Source organism: Mesorhizobium sp. M7A.F.Ca.US.002.01.1.1 (assembly GCF_004022955.1).
Lineage (GTDB): Bacteria > Pseudomonadota > Alphaproteobacteria > Rhizobiales > Rhizobiaceae > Mesorhizobium > Mesorhizobium ciceri.
In genome coordinates this window covers 1-4,891 of the sequence record NZ_RZQE01000450.1, presented here as the reverse complement: position 1 = coordinate 4,891, position 4,891 = coordinate 1, and the positions used below count along the sequence as shown (strand labels likewise).

Genomic DNA, 4,891 nt, shown 5'->3' with positions numbered 1-4,891 from the left:
CTTCGAAGGGTTCAGCGTCTACTCGCTGTCGGCGCTGGCCAGCGTCGCCTGCTGCGCGGTGCGCGATCTCGCCACCAAGCGGATTCCCAAGGCCATTCCGACATTGCTGGTGTCGACGGCAACCGCGCTTGCCATGACCATCGTCGGCGCGGCGCTGTTGCCGGCAATGGGCGGCTGGACGCCGATGACGGGCAACAGCACGGCCCTGCTGGCCCTGGCTGCTGTGCTGGTGATTATCGGCTACCAGTTCATCATCATGGCGATGCGGGCGGGCGACATCTCCTTCATCGCGCCGTTCCGCTACACGGCCCTGATCTGGTCGATCCTGCTTGGCCTGTTCATCTTCGCGGACATTCCCGATCTGCCGATGATCGTCGGCGCCACCATCATCATCGGCTCCGGCCTCTATGCGCTCTACCGCGAGCGGGTCGTCGGCCGGCGCAAGATCGTCGCCGAAAGCACGGGGCCAAGCATGGTTCCGGACGGAATCTAGCCAGATCATTGAAGGTTCTTGTGATTTCCGACGGCTGGCATACAGGCTTCGTGGCATGAAGCGAGACATTGCGGGGATTGTTCTGGCCGGTGGCCAGTCGAGGCGGATGGGCGGCGGCGACAAGAGCCTGTTGCCGCTTGGCGATGGCTGCCTGCTTGACCAGGTCGTGTCGCGCTTCGCCCCGCAAATAGAATCGATGGCGCTCAGCGCCAATGGCGACCCTGCACGACTCCTGCGCTTTGGACTGCCGGTGCTTGCCGACAGCGTGCCCGGCTTTGCCGGTCCGCTCGCCGGAATCCTGACCGGCCTCGAATGGGCCGCGGCCAACAGGTCTTGCAAGGCGATCGTCAGCGCTGCCGGTGACACGCCTTTCCTGCCGTTGGACCTTGTCGAGCGTCTGGCAGGGGCCGCCGATCAAAGCCCCGGTTCTATTGCCGTTGCCCGCTCGGCCGGCAAGCGGCATCCGACCTTCGCGCTGTGGCCGATCGGCTGCCGCGATGCCTTGCGGCACTTTCTGGTCGATCAGGATATCAGGCGGGTTTCGGCTTTCATCGACCGGCAGGGTTTTGTCGAGGTGGAGTTCCCGGTTCCGCCAGCGGCGGGGATCGACCCTTTCTTCAACATCAACGAACCGGACGATCTTGTGTCTGCCGAGCGTCTGTTGCAGAGCATCAAGCCATGAACAGACGCGTCTTCGGCATCACCGGCTGGAAGAATTCCGGCAAGACGACTTTGACCGAGAGGTTGGTCAGCGAATTGGTCCGGCGCGGCTGGAAGGTGTCGACGGTGAAACATGCCCACCATGACTTCGACATCGACAAACCTGGCGCGGACAGCTTTCGCCACCGGCAGGCCGGCGCCACCGAAGTCGCGATCGTCTCCGGCGTTCGCTGGGCACTGATGCACGAGCTGCGCGGCGAGGATGAGCCGACATTGGAGACTGTCCTGTCGCGGCTTGCCCCTTGCGACCTCGTGCTGGTCGAAGGCTACAAGCGCGAAGCCCACAGCAAGATCGAAACCCGCCGGCTGGATGCGAAGGACCGTACGCCGCTTTCAGCGGAGGATCCCAACATCGTCGCTGTTGCCGCCGATTTTGCCATTGAAGGCGAGCTGCTGCCGGTATTCGATCTCGACGATGCAAAATCGATAGCCGACTTCATCGAGCGCACCACCGGGCTCGTTGCTTGAGCGCTGACGCAACGGCAGAATAGCCTTGCCCATTTTTATGGTTTTGCAGTTGCTTTTTTCTTGGAAAGAGTGGGAGTATCGCGCCAGCGGGCGGTCAAAAGCACCGCCCCACAGAGCCGTTCGGAACGACGGCCGGGACCATAAAGAGAGGACCATCATGCGTATTTCACTGCGTATCGCGCTTGCCGCATCGGCCGCGCTGCTGACACTCGGCGTCGCCCAGGCCCAGGAAAAGACCCTGAGGATCGGCACCGAAGGCGCCTACCCGCCCTTCAACAACCTTACCGCCGATGGCCAGCTCGTGGGCTTCGATATCGACATCGCCAAGGCGCTTTGTGATGAGATGAAGGTCAAGTGCACCTTCGTCGCCCAGGATTGGGACGGCATCATTCCAGCCCTCCAGGCCGGTAAATTCGACGCCATCGTCGCCTCGATGTCGATCACGCCGGAGCGCAAGGAGAAGGTCGACTTCTCGAACAAATACTACAACACGCCCTCGGCGATCGCCGTGCCGAAGGACAGCACGCTGAAAGGCGTGACCAAGGAAGATCTCGCCGGCAAGACCATCGGCGTCGCCACCACCACCACGCATTTCAACTATGCCTCGAAGACCTACACCGACAGCACCGTGAAGGGCTATCCGAGCAGCCCCGAGGAGCAGGCCGATCTTGCCAATGGTCGTCTCGACGCCATCGAGGACGATATCGTCGTGCTGCAGCAGTTTCTGGACTCGCCTGACGGCGCCTGCTGCAAGATCCTCGGCCAACCTTCGCCGCAGCCGGTCGAGATTTTCGGGCCTGGTGCCGGCATTGCCGTACGCAAGGGCGAAACTGACCTGGTCAACAAGCTCAATTCGGCCATCGCCGCCATTCGCGCCAATGGAAAATACAAGGAAATCAACGACAAGTATTTCAAGTTCGACGTCTACGGCGCCGAGTCCTGATAAGCCAGTTCAAGACGGCGGGGAATTTCCCCGCCGTCTTTCTATTCGTCTTGGGAATGCCGTGGGGATAAGACCGGTCGATGCCAGCCCAGAGCATATGGACACTTCTCAGTTGGGGACCTGAAGGCTGGCTTGACGATATTGCCTATGGCGCACTGATCACCATTGCGTTGGCGCTTGCCACGCTGCCCATCGGATTGACGATCGGCTTTTTCATTGCACTCGCCAAGCAGTCCGAAGAACCGTCGCTGCGCCTTGCCGCCAACATCTACACCACCGTCTTTCGCGGCCTGCCAGAACTGGTGACGCTGTTCCTGTTCTTTTTCGGCATGCCGATCCTGCTGCAGCATCTCGTCAGGTATTTCCGGCCTGACGTCACCATCGACGTCAACAGCTTTGTCGCCGGCATGATCGTGCTTGCACTGATCTTCTCCTCCTATGCCAGTGAGGTTTTCCTTTCCGCCTTCCGCGCCATTCCCAAAGGCCAGTATGAGGGCGGCTATGCCATCGGTCTTTCGAACTGGCTGACCATGCGCAAGGTGATCGTGCCGCAACTGCTGCGCATCGCGTTTCCTGGACTGGAGAACTGCTGGCTCAGCCTGCTCAAGGACACGTCGCTGGTGTCGGTCGTCGGCCTGGCCGAGACGCTGCGCAATGCCAGCATTGCGGCCCGCGTCACCAAGCACGCTTTCCTGTTCTTCGGCGTCGCCTCGCTGGTCTTTCTTGGCCTGGCCGTCCTGTCGTCCTTCGCCACCAATGCGATCCTGCGCTCGCTTGGCCGGCGGGAGGCGCAGCGATGAGCGCCACGGCCACCATGGTCGAACGTCCGCCGCCACGGGCGCGCGGCTGGCCGCGCAGGCGTATCGCCGGTTACGCGCTGGTGGGCCTATGGATTTTGTTCGGTATCGGCATCGTCAGCTATCTCTTCCTTGCCTGGAATCCCGATTTCTTTGCCAAATATGCGCCGGCTTATCTGAGCGGGCTTGGGGTCACGCTGGCGCTGGTTTCCATATCGATGGTACTCGGCGCGATCCTGTCGGTGCCCGTCGCTTACGGGCGCATGTCCAGCAACCGGATCCTGTCCGGCCTCGCCTATTGCTACGTCTATTTCTTCCGCGGCACGCCGCTGCTGGTCCAGACCTATCTGGTCTACTACGGATTGGGCTCGTTCCGCGTCGAACTCCAGTCGGTCGGCCTCTGGGATTTTTTCAAGGACGCGTTCAATTGCGGCGTCTTTGCCTTTGCGCTCAACACGGCCGCCTACCAGGCGGAGATCCTGCGCGGCGCCATAGAGAGCGTGCCAAGAGGGCAATGGGAAGGGGCGGCCTCGCTTGGCCTGCATAAACTGCAGACGTTGCGCAAGATCATCCTGCCGCAAGCCCTGATCGTCGCCTTGCGGCCCTATGGCAACGAACTGATCCTGATGGTCAAGGCGTCCGCCATCGTCGCCATCATCACGGTCTACGATCTGATGGGCAATGCCAAGCTCGCCTTCGCCAACTCGTTCGACATCCAGGCCTATATCTGGGTCGCCCTCGTCTATCTGGTGATGGTCGAGATCTTGCGGCATGGCGTCGAATGGATCGAGCGCCGGATCACCGTTCACCTGAAACGCTGACGATTTTCAATTCGGCTGCACCAGTCGATCAGGCTCTACGCGTCTTGACGAATTGAGCGCAGAGCCTAGAGCTTTCGCAGCAAATTCCGTTTCCATTCTGAAGGGCAAGCTCATGGCATCTGTGGCATTTCTCGGTCTTGGCGTGATGGGCTATCCGATGGCCGGACACTTGAAGAACAAAGGCGGCCATGACGTCACCGTCTACAACCGCACCAAGGCCAAGGCCGAGCAATGGGTTGGCCAGCATGGCGGTAGCCTGGCGGCGACCCCTGCGCAGGCCGCCGAGGGCAAGGATTTTGTGTTCTCCTGCGTCGGCAATGACGACGATCTGCGTTCGGTGACGACCGGTCCGGAAGGCGCCTTCAAATCGATGAAGAAGGGTTCGGTCTTCATCGACAACACCACCGCCTCGGCCGAGGTCGCTCGCGAGCTGGCGGCGGCGGCGCAAGCCGGCGGGTTTTCGTTTCTCGATGCGCCGGTCTCGGGCGGCCAGGCCGGCGCCGAGAACGGCGTGCTGACTGTCATGGTCGGCGGCGAGCAGGATGCGTTCGACAAAGCGAAGCCTGTCATCGACGCTTTTGCCCGCATGGTCGGCTTGATGGGGTCGGCCGGTGCCGGCCAGCTCACCAAAATGATCAACCAGATCACC

The 4,891-nt window shown here is 61.3% G+C and carries 7 protein-coding genes; all 7 read left to right on the top strand.

All coding sequences use genetic code 11. The annotated features are described in order from the left end of the window. Positions 1–493 (top strand): DMT family transporter (locus EN932_RS29320; RefSeq protein WP_164890670.1); only part of this gene is annotated, 493 nt, incomplete at its 5' end. A gap of 55 nt (positions 494–548) precedes the next feature. Next, a complete protein-coding gene (gene mobA, locus EN932_RS29315) occupies positions 549–1,175 on the top strand; it encodes a molybdenum cofactor guanylyltransferase MobA (protein WP_128369270.1) in 627 nt (208 codons plus the stop codon). Beyond that, complete coding sequence (gene mobB, locus EN932_RS29310) at positions 1,172–1,681, top strand: molybdopterin-guanine dinucleotide biosynthesis protein B (protein ID WP_024503305.1); 510 nt, start codon at positions 1,172–1,174, stop codon at positions 1,679–1,681. The genes mobA and mobB overlap by 4 nt, the downstream gene beginning before the upstream one ends. Positions 1,682–1,838: 157 nt before the next feature. Continuing rightward, complete coding sequence (locus tag EN932_RS29305; RefSeq protein ID WP_013531705.1) at positions 1,839–2,624, top strand: ABC transporter substrate-binding protein; 786 nt, start codon at positions 1,839–1,841, stop codon at positions 2,622–2,624. 80 nt (positions 2,625–2,704) lie between these two features. Further along, positions 2,705–3,424 (top strand): ABC transporter permease, encoded by a 720-nt coding sequence (locus EN932_RS29300; protein WP_024503306.1) that lies wholly within the window; start codon positions 2,705–2,707, stop codon positions 3,422–3,424. Continuing rightward, on the top strand, positions 3,421–4,242 hold the full coding sequence (locus EN932_RS29295; protein WP_024503307.1) for an ABC transporter permease: 822 nt from the start codon (positions 3,421–3,423) through the stop codon (positions 4,240–4,242). The genes EN932_RS29300 and EN932_RS29295 overlap by 4 nt, the downstream gene beginning before the upstream one ends. 112 nt (positions 4,243–4,354) lie before the next feature. Continuing rightward, on the top strand, positions 4,355–4,891 hold a 537-nt coding region (locus EN932_RS29290; protein WP_164890669.1), incomplete at its 3' end, for an NAD(P)-dependent oxidoreductase.